We start from the raw sequence: 16,841 nt of genomic DNA, 5'->3' as shown, positions 1-16,841 counted from the left end.
AGCGGGACGGGCAGTGGACGGGTGGTCCCCTACCCAGTCAACTCGCCTTTTCTCCAAGGGAGTTCACCCATGACTCAGGTTTTACGGGCGGCCGGTCCCTCCCCTGATCCGGGACCGGCCGCCCGGGTTCCGCTCCCGTGCGGCTACTCCGTCACCGGCAGCCGCGCCCCGTCCCGCAGGAACAGCGGGAGGCGCTCCAGCGGGGCGTCGACGGTCACGGCCGCGCCGCCCTCGTACGTCTCGCCCGTCCACGCGTCCGTCCAGGTCGCGCCGGCCGGGAGGTAGGCCGTGCGGGCCGTGGCGCCCGCGGTCAGCACCGGGGCGACGAGCAGGTCCCGGCCGAAGAGGTAGGAGTCGTCCACCGACCAGGTCGCCTGGTCGTCCGGGAACTCCAGGAACAGCGGCCGCATCGGCGGCAGCCCCTCCTCGTGGGCCTCCCGCATCACCCGCAGGATGTACGGCTTGAGCCGCTCGCGCAGCCGCAGGTACTTCTCCAGCACCGCGCCGGCCGCCTCGCCGTACGACCACACCTCGTTCGGGCCGCCGGTCATGTCCGGGCCCAGCGGCATGCCCGGGTCGCGGAAGCCGTGCAGCCGCATCAGCGGGGACAGCGCGCCGAACTGGAACCAGCGGACCATCACCTCCTGGTACGCCGGGTCGCTCGGGTCGCCGCCGTGGAAACCGCCGATGTCGGTGTTCCACCACGGGATGCCCGACAGTGCGGTGTTCAGGCCGGCCGCGATCTGCCGGCGCAGGGTCGCGAAGTCGGTCCCGATGTCACCGGACCACAGGGCGGCGCCGTAGCGCTGGCTGCCCGCCCACGCCGAGCGGTTGAGGCTGATGACCTCGTCCTCACCGCAGGCGCGCAGACCCTCGTAGAAGGTGCGGGCGTTCTCGGCCGGGTACATGTTGCCGACCTCCAGGCCCGGACCCGCCCAGTAGCGCAGGTTCTCCTGGAAGCCGGGCTTCAGCTCCGGTTCGCAGGCGTCCAGCCAGAAGGCCGTGATGCCGTACGGGGCCAGGTAGTTGTCGCGGATCTTCGACCACACGAACTCCCGGGCGTCGGGGTTCGTCGCGTCGTAGAACGCCACCTGGACCGTCGACGCGACGCCCTTGTCCGGCCAGTCGGCGTGGGCCATCGGCCCGTACTGGGTGCCGATGAAATAGCCGCGCTGCTCCATCACCGGATGGTTCTCGCTCAGCGGCGACACGGACGGCCAGACGCTCACCACCAACTTCACGCCCAGCTCGTCCAGTTCGCGCACCATCGCCGCCGGGTCGGGCCACTCGGCCAGGTCGAACTTCCACTCGCCCAGGTGGGTCCAGTGGAAGAAGTCGCAGACGATGACGTCGAGCGGCAGGCCCCGGCGCTTGTACTCCCGTGCCACGCCGAGCAGTTCGTCCTGGGTGCGGTAGCGCAGCTTGCACTGCCAGAAGCCCGCCGCCCACTCCGGCAGCATGGGGGTGCGGCCGGTGGCCGCGCTGTAGCGGCGCTGGGCGTCGGCGGGGGCCCCGGCGGTGATCCAGTAGTCGATCTGCCGGGCCGAGTCCGCGACCCAGCGGGTGCCGTTGCCGGCCAGTTCCACCCGGCCGATCGCCGGGTTGTTCCACAGCAGGGTGTAGCCGCGGCTGGAGGTGAGCACCGGGATGCCCACCTCGGCGTTGCGCTGGACCAGGTCCAGGACCAGGCCCTTCTGGTCCAGACGGCCGTGCTGGTGCTGGCCGAGGCCGTACAGCTTCTCGTCGTCGTAGGCGGCGAAGCGCTGCTCCAGGCGGTGGTGGCCGTTGCCGACGGCCGTGTAGAGGCGGGTGCCCGGCCACCAGAAGTGGGCGCGCTCCTCGGCCAGGATCTCCGTGCGGTCGTCCGTCCGCAGGAACCGGATCACCCCCTCGGCGCTCACCTCGACGGTGAGGGTGCCGACGGTCAACCGGCCCTCGGCATCAGTGATCTTGACGGTGCTCTCGGTGGCCGGCGGCTCGTCGAGGAGCGCGCCCGGCAGCCCTTCGAGGATCGGCCCGCCGAGCCGGGCGCGCACCCGGACGGCGTCCGGACCCCACGGCTCGACCCGCAGGGTCTCCTGGCGGCCGCTCCACTCCAGGGCGCCGCCGTGCTCACGGAAGGTGCCGACCGTGGGCGACGACTGCGCGAGGCTGACCTGAGGCTGGTTCTCGGCAGGCTGGTTCATGTGAGGTGCTCCTTGAAGGAGTGCAGACATGGCGGTGCCCTGGCAAGGGCGCGACGACGGAAGAGCGGGGTGGGTCAGGAGGCGGCGGGCGCCGGTCCCGTGCTCGCCCGGACCGTCAGCTCGGGCGCGATCAGCACGACTTCGTCGCTGCCGTGTCCCTCCAGCTTGGCGACGAGGCGTTCCACGGCGTGCCGGCCCATCTCCTGCGCGGGGATGGCGACCGACGTCAGCCGCACCGAGGCCTGGACGGCGACCTGGTCGGGGCAGATGGCCACCACCGACACGTCCTCCGGGACGGCCCGGCCCTGCTGGCGCAGCAGCGCGAGCAGCGGCTCGACCGCCGACTCGTTCTGGACGACGAACCCGGTGGTGCCCGGACGCTCGTCGAGGACCCGGGCCAGGGTCACGGCCATCGCGTCGTACCCGCCCTCGCACGGGCGGTGCAGCAGCCGCAGGCCCAACTCCTTCGCCCGGTACCGGAGTCCGTCGAGGGTGCGCTCGGCGAAGCCGGTGTGCCGTTCGTAGACGGCCGGCGCCTCGCCGATGACAGCGATGTCACGGTGCCCCAGCATCGCCAGGTGCTCCACGCACAGCGCGCCGGTCGCCGCGAAGTCCAGATCGACGCAGGTCAGACCGGAGGTGTCGGCGGGCAGTCCGATCAGTACGGACGGCTGGTCGGTGGAGCGCAGCAGCGGCAGCCGCTCGTCGTCGAGTTCGACGTCCATCAGGATCATCGCGTCGGCGAGCCCGCTGCCGGTGACGCGGCGGACGGCGTCGGGACCCTCCTCGCCGGTGAGCAGCAGGACGTCGTACCCGTGGGTGCGCGCGGTGGTGGCCACCGCGATGGCGATCTCCATCATCACCGGCACATAGATGTCGGTGCGCAGCGGGATCATCAGCGCGATGATGTTGGACCTGCTGCTGGCCAGGGCGCGGGCGCCCGCGTTCGGGTGGTAGCCGAGTTCCCGGATGCTCTGTTCGACCCGCTGCCGGGTGTTCGTGGAGATGGACCGCTTGCCACTGAGGACATAGCTCACCGTGCTCGCCGAGACTCCGGCGTGCTGGGCGACCTCGGCGAGGGTGACCATCCAGCTCTCCAAGTTTTGTGAAGCGCTTCGACAGTGCGCAGGGCGAACAGGGGCGGGTGAGGGTGGTTCGACAGTAGCTCTAGCGGGGGTGGGTGTCCATAGGTTGTCGAAGCGCTTCGACAGCGAGTTGTGGGGGATTGGTGGAGAAGGGTACGGCAAGCTTTTCCGCCCCCCGCGGCCGCCACTCGTTCGGCGCAAGCTCCGCACCGGCGGCGGGTGCGTCCCCGGCGGCGGAGCGGATGCCGAGCCTCGAAGGGAACAGGCCACCCGGACCGCGGCCGTACGCCTCCGGCGCGGGCCGGACGCACGCGCGTGGGGTGGCCACCTCGCCCCGGATCGGGTACCAACGATCGGGTAGCACCCATCGGTAACCAATGTGGCCCGAGATCCCGATTCGCGGCGAGGTGAGCCTCATGTCCGCACCACCCCTCAAGAAACCCACTGTCACCGAGCGCGAGGCACGCCAGGTCGCCGAGGCAGCGCGGGAGCAGGACTGGCGCAAGCCCAGCTTCGGCAAGGAACTGTTCCTCGGCCGCTTCCGGCTGGACCTCATCCATCCCCATCCGCTGCCCACCGACGAGGCCGTCCGGCGCGGTGAGCAGTTCCTGACGAAGCTCCGCGCCTTCTGCGAGACGAAGGTGGACTCGGCCCTCATCGAGCGTGAGGCCCGCATCCCCGACGAGGTGATCAACGGGCTCAAGGAGCTCGGCGCCCTCGGCATGAAGATCGACCCCAAGTACGGCGGCCTCGGCCTCACCCAGGTCTACTACAACAAGGCGCTGGCCCTGGTCGGCTCGGTCAGCCCCGCGGTCGGCGTGCTGCTCTCGGCGCACCAGTCGATCGGCGTACCGCAGCCGCTGAAGCTGTTCGGCACCCCGGAACAGAAGCAGCGGTTCCTGCCGCGCTGCGCCCGCACCGACATCAGCGCCTTCCTCCTCACCGAGCCGGACGTCGGCTCCGACCCGGCGCGGCTCGCGACGAGCGCGGTGCCGGACGGGGACGACTACGTCCTCGACGGGGTGAAGCTGTGGACCACCAACGGCGTGGTCGCCGACCTGCTGGTCGTGATGGCCCGGGTGCCGAAGAGCGAGGGCCACCGGGGCGGCATCACCGCCTTCGTCGTGGAGGCGGACTCGCCCGGCATCACCGTCGAGAACCGCAACGCCTTCATGGGCCTGCGCGGCATCGAGAACGGCGTGACCCGCTTCCATCAGGTCCGGGTCCCGGCCGCGAACCGCATCGGCCCCGAGGGCGTGGGCCTGAAGATCGCCCTGACCACGCTCAACACGGGACGGCTCTCGCTGCCCGCGTCCTGCGTGGCGGCGGGCAAGTGGTCGCTGAAGATCGCCCGCGAGTGGTCCGCGGCCCGTGAGCAGTGGGGCAGGCCGATCGCCCACCACGAGGCCGTCGGCGCGAAGATCAGCTTCATCGCGGCGACCACCTTCGCCCTGGAGGCGGTGCTCGACCTGTCCTCCCAGATGGCGGACGAGGACCGCAACGACATCCGGATCGAGGGCGCGCTGGCCAAGCTCATCGCCTCCGAGCTGGGCTGGCGCATGGCCGACGAGCTGGTCCAGATCCGCGGCGGCCGCGGCTTCGAGACGGCGGCCTCGCTGGCCGCCCGCGGCGAGAAGGCCGTCCCCGCCGAGCAGGTCCTGCGCGACCTGCGGATCAACCGCATCTTCGAGGGCTCGACGGAGATCATGCACCTCCTCATCGCCCGGGAGGCCGTCGACGCCCACCTCTCGGTCGCCGGTGACCTGATCGACCCCGACAAGTCCCTTCAGGACAAGGCGAGGGCGGGTGCGAACGCGGGTGTCTTCTACGCCAAGTGGCTGCCGAAACTGGTGGCGGGACCGGGACAACTGCCGTCCTCCTACGCGGAGTTCAAGCACGGCATCGACCTCTCCCCGCATCTGCGGCACGTCGAGCGGCACTCCCGCAAGCTCGCCCGCTCCACCTTCTACGCCATGTCCCGGTGGCAGGGCCGGATGGAGACCAAGCAGGCCTTCCTCGGCCGGATCGTCGACATCGGCGCGGAGCTGTTCGCGATGAGCGCGGCCTGCGTGCGCGCCGAACTGCTGCGCTCGCGCGGCGAGAACGGCCGGGAGGCCTACCAGCTCGCCGACGCCTTCTGCCGCCAGTCCCGGATCCGCGTCGACGAGCTCTTCGGCCGGCTGTGGAGCAACACCGACGACGTGGACGGCAAGGTCGTCAAGGGCGTCATGGCCGGCACCTACGAGTGGCTGGAGCACGGCATCATCGACCCGTCCGGGGACGGTCCCTGGATCGCCGACACCACACCGGGACCCAGCGAGCGGACGAACGTCCACCGTCCCATCCGCTGAGCGGGCGCCGGGACGTGTCTCCGCCACCGCGCGCGGACTCACGTCCCGGCGGCGCCGCCCCCGGCGCCCGGTGCCCTCCTGGTGAGCACCCGGACCACGTTCGTCGGAACGGTGATCACCCGGCTCCTGGCCCGGGCGGTCACCGCCAGCTCTACCCAGCGCGGCATCGGATCCGGCGGCAGGGCGGCACCGGCCCGCAGTTCGAGACGCCTGACGAGCTGCGACTCCAGCTGCCACAGCGCGATGTCCAGGCCGCCCTCGGGGACGTCGTACGACAGCGTCCGCGTGAACTCGGACTCCGTGTTCACCGAGATGGTCGACCGGGTGAGCCGGGACCACTGCGCGCTGGCCTGCGCGGCGAGGAAGGAGATGTCCAACTTCGCCTCCAGGCCGATGGTGGTCGCCAGCTCCCGGGTGGTCTCCTCGCTGACGCCCACACGGACCGTCCGCTCGTCGGTGAACTGGCTGGGCCCGTCGGTGGACACCACCCACAGCAGCCGCCAGCGCTGCACATGGCCGAGCCGGAACGTCAGTACCTCGGAGGCCGCGCCCAGCTGCGACGACGCCAGCGTGCCGAAGCCCGGCTCGCGCGCGAGCAGCCGGCGGGTGAACGCCGGCGCGGAGATGCTGCGCGAGACCAGCCAGGCGGACTGGCGGTGCTGGAGCTCACCGAGCGACGAGCCCACCGACTCGCCCAGGAAGGCGGGCGGTTCACGATGGGTCAGGGCGATGGTGCGCCGGTTCGTGGTCGTGCTCATGGCCGGGGTCCGCTCTGTCCGCCCCGGGCGGGCGGCCCGGCCGGCCGGTGCAGGGCCCGGTGATGGATGTCGGCCGCGCACTGGGCGATGGATTCCACCGCCTTGAGCGCGAAGGCGAGATCGCCGGACCGGTCGCCGGTCAGGCTGACCTCGAGGGTCTGGGTCCCCGCGACGGTCACCTTCAGCAGCCCGTCGGTGGTGTGCGCCGAGGACGGGTACAGCACATGCAGGGTCACCGGGACCCGGCCGGCCCAGACCACCTGGCCGGTCACCGCGATCCTGTCCGAGCGGACGACATGGCGCAGCCCGCTGTACTTCGCTATCAGGTCCCGGTCACGGGCCAGCCGTTCCTGGCCCTGGGGCGAGTCGGTCCAGCCCGGCACCGACAGCGGCACGGGCCCCTGCGCCGCCGGGTCGGCCACCGCGACGATCCCGCCCGCCGAGCCCGCCGAGCCCGTGGGGTCGGACGGCCCCTCGGTCACGATCAGGTTCTCTCCCGTCAGCTCGTAGTAGTGCCGGTCGCCCCGGACGAAGAGAAAATGCCGGGCCGACGCGAATCCGCGGCTGTCCGTGCCCAGGCTGGCGAAGAAGAAGTCGTGGTTGTGTCCCTGGGCGTTCACCGTGTCCCGGTATCCCTCGATGTCCCCGGAACTGAGATTGCGCAGCTGGTTGGGATGGTGGCTGTGCCAGCTGCCCAGATGCTCGATCTCGGGGTACCGCTTCTCCAGCCGCCGGAACTCCTGGATCTGGAACTCGGTGTCGCCGCGGTGGAACGTGGGGGTGCGGTCCGCCCGCGGCCCGTCGTCGATGTAGTCCACGACGTGCAGTTCCAGCCGCTCCATCGCCTCATGGCGCTCGTCCAGGCGCTCGGACCGCTTCGTGCCCCGGATGAACCCGACGTACTTGCCGCCCACCTCCACCTTCGGATGGCCGAGGATCTCCTGCGTGAAGCGATGCGTCACCCGGGGCCGTACGAAGACCCGCAGCGTGGCTGGGCATTTCTTCCGGGCTGTTCCGAACATCTCCACCGTCCTCACTCGCTGCCCGTGTCGGGCTCGGTGGCCGGCCCACAGGCGAGATGGCACCCGGTGAGCGGCCGGAGCAGGATGCGCGTGTTGTCGTACGAATTGCCGAAGAGCCCTTCGGCCCGGCGGATGCCGACGGTCAGCCAGTTGAAACTCGGCTGGAGCAGATACCGCGAACGGCGGCCGCCCAGCAGCGAGAGCACGTAGTGGGCGTGGTACGAGGCCACGATGGAGATGTCGGCGGCCAGCCCGGAAGCCGCGAAGTCGGTCTCGCCCAGACCGTAGATCCGCTGCTGTTCCTCGTCGGTGAGTTCCAGCCAGTCGTCGAGGTCCAGGCCCCGGTCCATGCAGAACTTCAGCTTGCAGTCGTGGCAGCCGGTCTCGCCCGGAAGATAGGCGTACACCTCGCCGCCCAGCCCGGTGCGGAACACCATGCCGAAGACACACGGGACGCGGCTGCGCACACACAGCTCGTTGACGTAGTTGCGGGCCACGGCGTCGTCGACCGCGCACACCACCAGGGTCGCCCCGGCGATCGCCCGCTCGATCTCGGGGGACCTGGTCACGTCGTGCGCGAAGGAGTCGACCCGGCTCGCCGGATTGCGGTCCACGAGCCATTCGGTGGCGATGTCGGTCTTGAGCCGCCCGAGGTCGCTGCGCCGCGCCGGATGCTTGACCAGGTTCTCCGGCTGGAGCACATCGGGGTCGAACAGCGCCCAGTCGCGGATGCCGCACATGGCCAGGCGCTCCATGACCACGGTCCCTCCGCTCCCCAGGCCGACCAGGACGATCCTGGCCCGGCCCAGTTCGGAGGTGTCGAGGAGATAGTCGATGCGGGATGTGTCGAGCACCGCGTCAGCGGTCATACCAGGACCTCCTCAGATGCCCGGTGGCCCCGGTCAGTGGGGCTGCTGCGGGCCCGGCCATACCTGCCGCTCGACCCAGATCTCGTACTTGTTGAGCCAGATCGCCGCCTTCGCGACCACCGCGGCCGCCGAGAAGAAGGAGGACCACTGCCTGCGACGCATCACACAGATCGTGCCGTCCGCGTACATGTGCGGGTTCTTCACCGGCGTCCAGCCGTGCGGCCAGACCTGCGGAAGGCTGTGCGGATAGCCGTCGGGCAGATCGATCCAGATGCCGTACTGGGTGCCGGCGAACGTCCGCAGCGGGCCCCGGGCGACCGCCCACGTACCCGCGCGCGGTGTCGTGGAGTCCAGGACGAACCTGGGGAAGTGCAGCGCGAGGATGCGTCTCTCCTCGGCCAGCCGGCCGCCCACCGGATCGGCGCCGATGACCAGGCTGCGGGTGACCTTGATGTCCCTCGCCTCGCCCGGCACCTCAGGACCGGCCCGTCCGGGAGTACTCCCCCTTCTGGTCGGCGATGCCGACGATCGGCTTGTTGATGAATCCGGCGGGTGACTTTCCGGCGGCATAGATGTTGCCGTCCTCACCGACCTCCACGAGGTCGTTGTCACCCAGCGATGACAGCAGTTGCTCCGCCTCTGCGCGGCTCGTCATCAGAACCCCCCGATCGATCCGCAGATCCTGCGCGAAAGCTAGCGGCACGGATAGGTGAAGTGCCAACGAAATAGACCAAGTGATCTATATGGGAAACCCTGCGGAAAACTCCGTACAGCGGACGATACGAAGTGCACACTGTCGACCACCTTCGGCCGTGTGGGGTGGGGTGTACGCGACCGGTGGACCCTCCCGGGGGGACACCCCGGTCCTGCCGCACACCCGTTGCGGCAACAATGGGGGGATGAGCGACAGTCCAGCCCCCCTCGCCGACCCGCACCTCGTCTACGACCCGGTCGCGGGCGACGGCCCGAAGGACGTGGTGATCCTCGGCTCCACCGGTTCGATCGGCACCCAGGCCATCGACCTCGTGCTGCGCAACCCGGACCGCTTCCGGGTGACCGGCCTGTCCGCCAACGGCGGCCGGGTCGCCCTCCTCGCCGAGCAGGCCCGCAGGCTGCGGGTACGGACCGTCGCGGTCGCCCGCGAGGACGTCGTGGCGGCCCTGCGCGAGGCCCTCGCCGCCGAGTACGGGACGGGGGAGCCGCTCCCCGAGATCCTGGCCGGCCCGGAGGCCGCCACCCTGCTCGCCGCCTCCGACTGCCACACCGTCCTCAACGGCATCACCGGTTCCATCGGCCTCGCGCCCACCCTCGCCGCCCTGGAGGCCGGCCGCACCCTCGCGCTGGCCAACAAGGAATCGCTCATCGTCGGCGGCCCGCTGGTCAAGGCGCTGGCCGAGCCCGGCCAGATCATCCCGGTGGACTCCGAGCACGCGGCCCTCTTCCAGGCTCTCGCCGCCGGCACCCGCGCGGATGTGCGCAAGCTGGTCGTCACCGCCTCCGGCGGCCCCTTCCGAGGCCGCACCAAGGAGCAGCTGGCGAACGTGACGGTCGAGGAAGCCCTCGCCCACCCCACCTGGTCCATGGGCCCGGTGATCACGATCAACTCCGCGACCCTGGTCAACAAGGGGCTGGAAGTCATCGAGGCGCACCTCCTCTACGACATTCCCTTCGACCGCATTGAGGTCGTCGTGCATCCTCAGTCGTATGTCCACTCGATGGTGGAGTTCACGGACGGATCGACGCTGGCCCAGGCGACGCCCCCCGACATGGGAGGGCCGATCGCCGTCGGTCTGGGCTGGCCCCGGCGCGTCCCCGACGCGGCGCCCGCCTTCGACTGGAGCACGGCGTCGACGTGGGAGTTCTTCCCGCTCGACAACGAGGCCTTCCCCTCGGTGAACCTCGCCCGGCACGTGGGCGAGCTCGCGGGCACGGCCCCGGCGGTGTTCAATGCCGCCAACGAGGAGTGTGTGGAGGCGTTCCGCAAGGGCGCGCTCCCGTTCAACGGGATCATGGAGACCGTCACCCGGGTCGTGCAGGAGCACGGCACGCCGGCGACGGGAACTTCACTCACCGTGTCGGACGTCCTCGAAGCGGAGACCTGGGCACGGGCCCGGTCCCAGGAACTGACGGCTACCGCGGAGGCGCGTGCATGACAGCCCTGATGATGATCCTCGGCATAGTCGTCTTCGCGGTCGGCCTGCTGATCTCGATCGCCTGGCACGAGCTGGGACACCTGTCCACGGCCAAGCTCTTCGGCATCCGGGTTCCGCAGTACATGGTCGGCTTCGGCCCGACGATCTTCTCCCGGAAGAAGGGCGAGACCGAGTACGGCGTCAAGGCGATCCCCTTCGGCGGCTACATCCGCATGATCGGCATGTTCCCGCCGGGCGACGACGGCCGGATCACGGCCCGCTCCACCTCACCCTGGCGCGGCATGATCGAGGACGCCCGCTCGGCCGCGTACGAGGAGCTCCAGCCGGGCGACGAGACGCGCATGTTCTACACGCGCAAGCCGTGGAAACGGGTCATCGTGATGTTCGCGGGCCCGTTCATGAACCTGGTGCTCGCGGTGGGCCTGTTCCTCACCGTCCTGATGGGCTTCGGCATCCAGCAGCAGACCACCACCGTCTCCTCGGTCTCGCCCTGCGTCATCTCGCAGAGCCAGAACCGCGACGAGTGCAGGTCGACCGACCCGGCCTCCCCGGCCGCGGCCGCCGGCATGAAGCCGGGCGACAAGATCGTCTCCTTCGCCGGCCAGAAGACGGACGAGTGGAACACGCTCTCCGACCTGATCCGGGTCAGCGCCGGCAAGGAGGTGGCCATCGTCGTCGACCGGGACGGCAAGGAACTGACCCTGCACACGACGATCGCCACCAACCAGGTCGCCAAGAAGGACTCCGACGGGACCTACGTCCAGGGCGAGTACATCAAGGCCGGCTTCCTCGGCTTCAGCGCCGCCACCGGCGTCGTCAAGCAGGACTTCGGTGACTCCGCGTCCTGGATGACCGACCGGGTGGGGGAGGCCGTCGACTCCATCGCCGCCCTCCCCGGCAAGATCCCGGCCCTGTGGAACGCCGCCTTCGACGGCGCTCCGCGCGAGCCCGACTCACCCATGGGCGTGGTCGGCGCGGCCCGCGTCGGCGGTGAGATCTTCACCCTGGACATCCCGGCCTCGCAGCAGCTGGCCATGGCCGTGATGCTGGTCGCGGGCTTCAACCTCTCCCTGTTCCTCTTCAACATGCTCCCGCTGCTGCCGCTGGACGGCGGGCACATCGCGGGCGCCCTGTGGGAGTCCCTGCGCCGCAACCTGGCCAAGGTCCTGCGCAGGCCGGACCCGGGTCCGTTCGACGTGGCGAAGCTGATGCCGGTGGCGTACGTGGTGGCGGGCATCTTCATCTGCTTCACCGTGCTGGTCCTCATCGCGGACGTGGTGAACCCGGTGCGCATCTCCTAGCCATCCTCTCGTCACACACGGTTCGCGGCGGCCCGGGACGATATGTTCCGGGCCGCCTTCCATCGGGTGCGTTCGACGGCCGGCAAGGGTCCCACCGCCGGGTGGTTTGGAGGTGGGGGAGTGCTCGCCCCCGGGCCGGTGCCGTAATCTCGAAGCCGGGAACCCGCCTGAAGACGGGACCTGGGCCTTGATCCACGACTTGGGGTTGCACAGCAGATGACTGCGATTTCTCTCGGCATGCCGTCCGTTCCGACCAGGGTTGCCGAGCGCCGGAAGAGCCGGCAGATCCAGGTCGGATCCGTGGCGGTCGGCGGAGACGCCCCGGTGTCCGTGCAGTCGATGACCACGACCCGTACCTCCGACATCGGCGCCACCCTCCAGCAGATCGCCGAGCTCACCGCGTCCGGCTGCCAGATCGTCCGCGTGGCCTGCCCCACGCAGGACGACGCGGACGCCCTCGCGACCATCGCCCGCAAGTCGCAGATCCCGGTGATCGCGGACATCCACTTCCAGCCGAAGTACGTCTTCGCCGCGATCGAGGCGGGCTGCGCCGCGGTCCGGGTGAACCCCGGCAACATCAAGCAGTTCGACGACAAGGTCAAGGAGATCGCCAAGGCGGCGAAGGAGCACGGCACCCCGATCCGCATCGGCGTCAACGCCGGTTCGCTGGACCGCCGCCTGCTCCAGAAGTACGGCAAGGCGACCCCCGAGGCCCTCGTCGAGTCCGCCCTCTGGGAAGCCTCCCTCTTCGAGGAGCACGACTTCCGCGACATCAAGATCTCGGTCAAGCACAACGACCCGGTCGTGATGATCGAGGCGTACCGCCAGCTCGCCGCCCAGAGCGACTACCCGCTCCACCTCGGCGTCACCGAGGCCGGCCCCGCCTTCCAGGGCACGATCAAGTCGGCGGTCGCCTTCGGCGCGCTGCTCTCCCAGGGCATCGGCGACACGATCCGCGTCTCCCTGTCGGCCCCGCCGGTCGAGGAGGTCAAGGTCGGCAACCAGATCCTGGAGTCCCTGAACCTCAAGCAGCGCGGCCTGGAGATCGTCTCCTGCCCGTCCTGCGGCCGCGCCCAGGTCGACGTGTACAAGCTGGCCGAAGAGGTCACCGCGGGTCTCACGGGCATGGAGGTCCCCCTCCGCGTCGCCGTCATGGGCTGCGTCGTCAACGGCCCCGGCGAGGCCCGCGAGGCCGACCTCGGTGTCGCCTCCGGCAACGGCAAGGGCCAGATCTTCGTGAAGGGCGAGGTCATCAAGACCGTCCCCGAGTCGAAGATCGTGGAGACCCTCATCGAGGAGGCCATGAAGCTGGCCGAACAGATGGAGGCGGACGGCATCACGTCCGGCGAGCCGTCGGTATCGGTCGCGGGCTGACGACAACCATCGCCCCCGGTCGGATATCCGAGGACGAGGCCGTCCCGAGCTTCCGGGCCGGGCAGGTGTATCCAGCCCGTCCGGCGTTCGAGGACGACGGCCGGCTGTCCTGAACTTCTGCGCAGGGCCGGGTGCATCCCGCCTGTCTCGTGGTGGGGGCGAGGTTCTGCCGTCTCCGGTTTCTGTGCAGGGCCGGGTGCATCCCGCCTGTCTCGTGGTGGGGGCGAGGTTCTGCCGTCTCGGGCTTCTGTGCAGGGCCGGGTGCATCTCGCTTGTGCGGTGGTCGGGGGCGAGGCCGTCCCGAGCTTCTGGGCCGGGCAGGTGTATCCAGCCCGTCCGGCGATTGAGGACGAGGCCGTTCAGGCCGACGGCGGGGGGCTGGGGGCGGCAGCCCCCAGGGGACCGCACGACACCCGACGGTCACGGCAGACGAACGCCAGCTGAACACAGGTCGGCACCGCCCAGCTTCCGCAGGTACAGTGCGGGGACCAGCAGACCTGAGTGTGAGGCCCCGCGCGTGTTGACCCAGACCACCTCCCGGGTCCTCGAACCGAGCGACCTGGACGCCGCGCTCGCCGTCCTCGACCGCGAGCCGGTCGCCAACGCCTTCGTCACGTCACGGGTACAGGTCGCGGGCCTCGACCCGTGGCGCCTCGGCGGCGAGATGTGGGGCTGGTACGAGGACGGCATGCTGACGTCCCTGTGCTACGCGGGCGCCAACCTCGTCCCGATCTGCGCGACACCGAGAGCGGTGCGCGCCTTCGCCGACCGCGCCCGCCGGGCGGGCCGCCGCTGCTCCTCGATCGTCGGCCCCGCCGAGCCGACGACCCAGCTGTGGCGCCTCCTCGAACCCCACTGGGGCCCGGCCCGCGAGGTCCGCACCCGGCAGCCCCTCATGGTCACCGACCGCATGCCCGCCGACACCGCCCCGGATCCCTACGTCCGCCGCATCCGCAAGGACGAGATGGACACGATCATGCCGGCGTGCGTGGCGATGTTCACCGAGGAGGTCGGCGTCTCCCCGATGGCCGGCGACGGAGGCCTGCTCTACCAGGCCCGGGTGGCCGAACTCGTAGGCTCCGGCCGCTCGTTCGCCCGCCTCGACGACCGGGGCAGGGTCGTCTTCAAGGCGGAGATCGGCGCGGCGACCTCCCACGCCTGCCAGATCCAGGGCGTGTGGGTGGCCCCGGAGTACCGGGGCCAGGGCCTGGCCGCCCCCGGCATGGCGGCGGTCCTGCGCTACGCCCTGGCCGACGTGGCCCCGGTGGTCAGTCTCTACGTGAACGACTTCAACACCACGGCGAGGCGCACGTACAGGAGGGTGGGCTTCCAAGAGGTCGGTGCCTTCATGAGCGTCCTCTTTTGAGGCCCCTGTAGGCTCCCCGCCATGGACCTCGTGATCGGCCCCTTGGACCTCCCCGCCCATGTGGACGAGGCCCTGGCCGTACAGGCGATCGCCTTCGGACTGGGCCCCGACGAGGTGGCCGTCCGCCGGCAGATCGTCCTGCGCCACATGGCGCACCCGGGCGCGAGAGCCTTCGGCGCGACCGTCGGAGAGCGGCTCGTCGGCTTCGTCTACGGCATGCCCAACGACCGGGCCCACTGGTGGTCGACGGTCGTGCAGCCCTACCTCCGGGCCCAGGGCAACGAGCAGTGGCTGGACGACTCCTTCGTGATCACGGAACTGCACGTCCACCCCGCCCACCAGAACCGCGGCGCGGGCCGGGCCCTGATCACCACGATCACCGACACCGCGAGCCAGCCCCGCTCGATCCTCTCCGCGATCGACACCGAAAGCCCCGCCCGAGCGCTCTACCACTCCCTGGGCTACCAGGACCTGGCCCGCCGCGTCCTGTTCCCCAGCGCTCCCCGTCCGTACGCGGTGATGGGCGCCCCGCTTCCCCTCCTGCGCGGATAACGGATTTCCGGCCCGCCACGCTCCCCGGCTAACCTCCTAGCCAACACCCTCCCCCGCTCTCGGCGGCGCTCGAGCGGGGGACCCCCTTCGGCAGGAGTACGAGAACCATGGCGAACGCACCGGTCCAGCGCATGTCCCAGTTGATGGCGAAGACGCTGCGCGACGACCCTGCGGACGCCGAGGTCCTGAGCCACAAGCTCCTCGTCCGCGCCGGCTACGTCCGCCGTACCGCCGCCGGCATCTGGTCCTGGCTGCCGCTCGGCAAGAAGGTCCTCGCCAACGTGGAGCGCATCGTCCGCGAGGAGATGGACGCGATCGGCGCCCAGGAGGTCAGCCTCCCCGCCCTGCTGCCGCGAGAGCCCTACGAGGCGACCGGCCGCTGGGACGAGTACGGCCCGGAGCTGTTCCGCCTCCAGGACCGCAAGGGCGGCGACTACCTCCTCGGCCCCACCCACGAGGAGATCTTCACGCTGATCGTGAAGGACCAGGCGTCTTCGTACAAGGACCTGCCGGTCATCCTCTACCAGATCCAGACGAAGTTCCGTGACGAGGCCCGCCCCCGGGCCGGCATCCTGCGCGGCCGTGAGTTCCTCATGAAGGACTCCTACTCCTTCGACACCGAGGACGAGGGTCTCGCCCAGTCCTACGCCCTGCACCGCCAGGCGTACCAGAAGGTGTTCGAGCGCCTCGGCCTGGACTACCGCATCTGCGCGGCGACCGCGGGCGCGATGGGCGGCTCCAAGTCGGAGGAGTTCCTCGCCCCGGCCGGCGCCGGCGAGGACACCTTCGCCGACTGCCCGAACTGCGACTTCGCGGCCAACACCGAGGCGATCACGTACGAGTTGAAGCCGGTGGACGCCGACGGCGTGGCCGCTCTCGAGGAGATCCCCACCCCGGACACCCCCACCATCGAGACCCTCGCCGCCCACCTCGGCGTCCCGGCCTCGGCCACCCTGAAGAACCTTCTGGTGAAGGTCGACGGCGAGATCGTCGCCGTGGGCGTCCCCGGTGACCGCGAGGTCGACCTGGGCAAGGTCGAGGCGCACTTCGCCCCGGCCGCCGTCGAACTGGTCACCGCCGAGGACTTCGTGGGCCGCCCGGACCTGGTCCGCGGTTACGTCGGCCCGCAGGGTCTGGACAAGGTGAAGTACATCGCCGACCCGCGCGTGGCCCCGGGCACCGCCTGGATCACCGGCGCCAACAAGGAGGGCCTGCACGCGAAGAACGTCGTCGCGGGCCGGGACTTCGAGGTCGGCAGTTACGTCGACGTCGTGGTCGTCCAGGAGGGCGACCCCTGCCCGAAGTGCGGCACCGGCCTCAAGCTGGACCGCGCCATCGAGATCGGCCACATCTTCCAGCTGGGCCGCAAGTACGCCGACGCCCTCAAGCTCGACGTGCTCGGCCAGAACGGCAAGCCGGTCCGCGTGACCATGGGCTCGTACGGCATCGGCGTCTCCCGCGCGGTGGCCGCCCTCGCCGAGCAGAGCGCCGACGAGAAGGGCCTGTGCTGGCCCGCCGAGGTCGCCCCGGCCGATGTGCACGTCGTCGCGGCGGGCAAGGCCCTTCAGACCGAGCTGGCGCTCGACGTCTCCGAGAAGCTGCGCGCGGCCGGGCTGCGCGTCCTGGTCGACGACCGGGCCGGTGTCTCCCCGGGTGTGAAGTTCACCGACTCCGAGCTGATGGGCGTGCCGAAGATCCTGGTGGCGGGCCGCCGCTCGGCCGAGGGCGTGCTGGAGCTGAAGGACCGCAGGACCGGCGAGCGCGAGGAGCTGACGGTCGACGAGGCGATCGCCCGGCTGACTGCCTGATTTAAAGCAACGTCTC

General features: G+C 70.4%; 14 protein-coding genes. 7 read left to right on the top strand and 7 right to left on the bottom strand.

Translation table 11 applies throughout. The annotated features are described in order from the left end of the window. Positions 1-143: 143 nt before the first annotated feature. Both OG933_RS13205 and OG933_RS13200 read right to left on the bottom strand, forming a co-directional pair. Complete coding sequence (locus OG933_RS13205; protein ID WP_362527545.1) at positions 144-2,186, bottom strand: glycoside hydrolase family 31 protein; 2,043 nt, start codon at positions 2,184-2,186, stop codon at positions 144-146. 74 nt (positions 2,187-2,260) lie between these two features. Continuing rightward, positions 2,261-3,274: a LacI family DNA-binding transcriptional regulator gene (locus tag OG933_RS13200; protein WP_405627204.1), complete on the bottom strand. Its 1,014-nt coding sequence runs from the start codon at positions 3,272-3,274 to the stop codon at positions 2,261-2,263. Positions 3,275-3,687: 413 nt separating this feature from the next. On the opposite strand from OG933_RS13200, the gene OG933_RS13195 reads away from it, so the two are divergent. Continuing rightward, positions 3,688-5,622, top strand: a complete 1,935-nt coding sequence (locus OG933_RS13195; RefSeq protein ID WP_362527542.1) for an acyl-CoA dehydrogenase family protein — start codon at positions 3,688-3,690, stop codon at positions 5,620-5,622. 38 nt (positions 5,623-5,660) lie between these two features. On the opposite strand, the gene OG933_RS13190 is transcribed toward OG933_RS13195, so the two are convergent. Genes OG933_RS13190 through OG933_RS13170 form a run of 5 tightly spaced genes read right to left on the bottom strand, consistent with a single transcriptional unit; the run spans position 5,661 to position 8,926 of the window. Beyond that, positions 5,661-6,380 carry a hypothetical protein gene (locus tag OG933_RS13190; RefSeq protein WP_362527540.1) on the bottom strand — a complete coding sequence of 240 codons (720 nt, stop codon included), beginning with the start codon at positions 6,378-6,380 and terminating at the stop codon, positions 5,661-5,663. Then, a complete protein-coding gene (locus OG933_RS13185) occupies positions 6,377-7,402 on the bottom strand; it encodes a hypothetical protein (protein WP_405627203.1) in 1,026 nt (341 codons plus the stop codon). The genes OG933_RS13190 and OG933_RS13185 overlap by 4 nt, the downstream gene beginning before the upstream one ends. An 11-nt stretch (positions 7,403-7,413) precedes the next feature. Continuing rightward, positions 7,414-8,271: a ThiF family adenylyltransferase gene (locus tag OG933_RS13180; protein ID WP_020128632.1), complete on the bottom strand. Its 858-nt coding sequence runs from the start codon at positions 8,269-8,271 to the stop codon at positions 7,414-7,416. 33 nt (positions 8,272-8,304) lie between these two features. Continuing rightward, on the bottom strand, positions 8,305-8,745 hold the full coding sequence (locus tag OG933_RS13175) for a ubiquitin-conjugating enzyme E2 (protein WP_020128631.1): 441 nt from the start codon (positions 8,743-8,745) through the stop codon (positions 8,305-8,307). Between the two features lies 1 nt (position 8,746). Then, on the bottom strand, positions 8,747-8,926 hold the full coding sequence (locus OG933_RS13170; RefSeq protein WP_020128630.1) for a hypothetical protein: 180 nt from the start codon (positions 8,924-8,926) through the stop codon (positions 8,747-8,749). Positions 8,927-9,170: 244 nt separating this feature from the next. On the opposite strand from OG933_RS13170, the gene dxr reads away from it, so the two are divergent. From dxr to OG933_RS13140, 6 genes are all read left to right on the top strand, one after another. Next, positions 9,171-10,424 (top strand): 1-deoxy-D-xylulose-5-phosphate reductoisomerase, encoded by a 1,254-nt coding sequence (dxr, locus tag OG933_RS13165; protein WP_405627200.1) that lies wholly within the window; start codon positions 9,171-9,173, stop codon positions 10,422-10,424. Beyond that, a complete protein-coding gene (locus tag OG933_RS13160) occupies positions 10,421-11,725 on the top strand; it encodes a site-2 protease family protein (RefSeq protein WP_362527533.1) in 1,305 nt (434 codons plus the stop codon). The genes dxr and OG933_RS13160 overlap by 4 nt, the downstream gene beginning before the upstream one ends. A 216-nt stretch (positions 11,726-11,941) precedes the next feature. Then, entirely contained in the window at positions 11,942-13,099 is a 1,158-nt protein-coding gene (gene ispG, locus OG933_RS13155) for a flavodoxin-dependent (E)-4-hydroxy-3-methylbut-2-enyl-diphosphate synthase (RefSeq protein ID WP_028806657.1), read from the top strand. Between the two features lie 517 nt (positions 13,100-13,616). Then, positions 13,617-14,465 (top strand): GNAT family N-acetyltransferase, encoded by an 849-nt coding sequence (locus tag OG933_RS13150; protein WP_020128626.1) that lies wholly within the window; start codon positions 13,617-13,619, stop codon positions 14,463-14,465. 21 nt (positions 14,466-14,486) lie between these two features. Beyond that, the gene (locus OG933_RS13145; protein WP_054239666.1) at positions 14,487-15,017 is read left to right on the top strand and encodes a GNAT family N-acetyltransferase; all 531 of its coding nucleotides are present in this window, start codon (positions 14,487-14,489) and stop codon (positions 15,015-15,017) included. Between the two features lie 107 nt (positions 15,018-15,124). Beyond that, positions 15,125-16,825: a proline--tRNA ligase gene (locus tag OG933_RS13140; protein WP_405627198.1), complete on the top strand. Its 1,701-nt coding sequence runs from the start codon at positions 15,125-15,127 to the stop codon at positions 16,823-16,825. Positions 16,826-16,841 lie beyond the last annotated feature (16 nt).

It is taken from the genome of Streptomyces sp. NBC_00016 (assembly GCF_045040885.1).
In the GTDB taxonomy this organism is placed as follows: Bacteria; Actinomycetota; Actinomycetes; order Streptomycetales; family Streptomycetaceae; genus Streptomyces; species Streptomyces coriariae.
Note: the sequence above shows the minus strand (reverse complement) of the source record. Positions and strands in the feature narration are given on the sequence as shown.